We start from the raw sequence: 2,758 nt of genomic DNA, 5'->3' as shown, positions 1-2,758 counted from the left end.
GGGGCATTTTCGAGTCGTTTCGTCGGAAGGACAGTTCGGCCCGGATTGAGGTAATTGATTTGTATGATGAAGCCAACCGGCCGGCTGGTACCCGGGTACGCATGACCATTCCAATTGAAAAAATGTAGGGCGATGCCCGGCATTTGCTATGCCATTAGACCCTGAGTTGCGTTAATTTAGCCTCGTTAAGCGTTACGATATGCGGTATGTAGTGAGTTGCCTGCTGGTTCTTATTGCCTGTTGGGAGACCTATGCCCAACTGCCAACGCTGACGTTTGAACACCTGACAACCAAAGACGGGCTTCCGTCCAATGAAGTGTGGTGCATAACCAAAGACAAAGCCGGTTTTCTGTGGATTAGTACAGGCCGAAGTATCTGCCGCTACGACGGCTACACGTTTCAACTAATAGACAATCAGGCGTTAGGGTACAGTTCCGGTGTTTCTGCCGATTCGGCGGGTATTGTCTACGCATCAATTTCCACGAAGGGTTTATGTAGGGTTAATCCTAAAACCTTAACCCTCGAAACCATTCTGGAAAATAACTATACTGACACTGATCGAACCAACGATATGCATGATCGGGTATTCGTTGATTCGTTTAACCAGATCTGGACATGCGATCTAACGTCGGTGAAGCGCTATGACCCGGCCCGGAAAAAGCATCGGGGGTACATACTTTCTTCTGCCATGAACATCCACCAGGATGCTACCTTCTTTGAAGACAGCCAGCGGAGACTTTGGATCATTTCAGAAATTGGATTATACCGTTACGACCGTCAACGCGACCAACTCACCTGCCTGCTGGGCCTCGAAGCCCCCCAGGGGCCAAACAAACGCCCCGCCCGCCTTGAAATGGCTTTTGAGGACGCCCAGGGCGATATTTGGCTGGGCGCCTACGACACCGGTCTGATCCGCTTTTCGCCCTCAACTGGAAGGTCCCGGACTGGAGGGTCTCCGAAGGGAGCGGTCCGACGGGGCGGGTCTGGCGATCAATCGTTTTTGTTCCTGGCGAAAGGATTTGAAAATCAGAACGTAATCTGCGGGCAGGAATCGGTTGATGCCAATGGCCGACAACTGCTGTTCATTGGTACGGAAAAAGGACTGATCCTTTATTATCCCGACCAGAAAAAGGTTTATTACCCACCTGAATTTCGGAATAAAGGGATTCATGTCAAGGCCATGTATGACGATAAAGACAACGGTATTCTCTGGATTGGTACCCGCAAGGGGCTGTTCAAATACCGGTATCGCAATCCGGGCATTCACACCATTGACATACCGGCCAGTGCCGTTCGGCTGGAGGTTGAGGTAACCAGTCCGTTACAACTGCCGGGTGGTCAGTATCTGCTGGGGCTTTCGCACTCAGGCGCTCTGCACTGGCAACCGGCAACGAATCAGTTTCGGCTGTGGCCCTATCCCGTCAGTGCCTACACCTATCAGCTCCGGTGGATTCACAACCGTCCTGTCGCGTTTACCGACAAAGGCGTGTTTGTGGGTAATCCGGCGAAGGGCAGTTTTTCGAGGCTTCCCGCAGCGTCCCGTTTGTTCACCTCCGTCGAATTCAGAGATGGGTTGCTGGATCGGAGAGGACGGTTCTGGATTGCCAATCTGACGCAGGGGCTGAAAGTAATTGACCCTGTAACCGATACGGCGTATAAACTCTGGCCCGATTCGGTGGGACAACAACTTGTCCGTAATAACTATATAAAAACGATTAGCGAGGGGACTGATGGCAAAATATGGGTGGCCACCTGTCCCAATGGTTTGTATTATTTCGATGAAGACCGGGCTGCGTTTATCAACATCAGAAACCTGCCTGTCAATAAGGGGAAAGAATTGAGCGGACTTTGCATCAATGGACTGCAACGGAGTTATAAGGGGTCGATGCTGGTAGCCACGTGGGGAGGGGTCAATAAAATTTCAGCGACGGGCGCAATTGTGGTTTCGTTTGATTATCAGCACGATAAACTGAATGATACGTACTGCTCCAATGTTTGCGAAGACGACCTGGGCAACCTTTGGTTCAGCACCAACGAGGGTATCCATATTGCCAATCCCAAAACCAGAAAAATAAAGTACCTTACCACCATTGAAGGCTTAAACAGCAACTACCCGGTTGGGTTTCTCAGGCAGGGAGCAAATAAATTGATTTTGGGGCATGTGAATGCGCTGAATGTCCTGGATCTCAATGCTCTGGTTCATACCAAAGTTATTCCGCGCATCGCCATCAGTTCGGTAGAAGTAAAGGGCAAACGGCTCCACCAGGACCTCACCCAGCCCATTGTGCTCCAGCCCGATGAGAACGCCATCACCCTCAACTTCTCCACCCTTAACTTTGAGCCAGCCTCCAAAAATATGTTTAGCTATCAACTGGAGGGGTATGAACCCAATTGGGTCGACCTGGGCAACCAGCATACCGTTTCGTTCACCAACCTGCCCGCCCGCGCCTACACCCTGCGCGTCAGAAGCAGTAATAACTTTGGTATACAGACCACCACACCCTTACTTCTTCAGGTAACGGTGAAGCCTTATTTCACCAATACGTGGTTTTTTAAGACACTTGTTGGTCTGTTCATTGCGGGTCTGCTGGTGGCCATGATGCGCTGGCGGGTCAACACCCTGGCCGAACGAAACCGGCTCGACCTGCAGGTGGCCCAGTGGCGGCTCAAAGCCCTGCAGGCCCAGATGAACCCTCACTTTCTGTTCAATAGCCTCAACTCGGTCCAGAACTACCTGCTCACCAACCGGGGCCTGGAG

1 protein-coding gene is annotated in these 2,758 nt (G+C 51.4%); it reads left to right on the top strand.

Annotated elements, in window-relative coordinates; all coding sequences use genetic code 11:
- Nucleotides 1–199: 199 nt before the first annotated feature.
- A partial coding sequence (locus ACYVI1_RS31595; RefSeq protein WP_460915690.1) for a ligand-binding sensor domain-containing protein occupies nt 200–2,758 on the top strand: 2,559 nt, incomplete at its 3' end.

It is taken from the genome of Spirosoma areae (genome assembly GCF_054781775.1).
The sequence above is the reverse complement of the archived record's forward strand: the minus strand, read 5'-3'. Positions and strand labels throughout refer to the sequence as shown.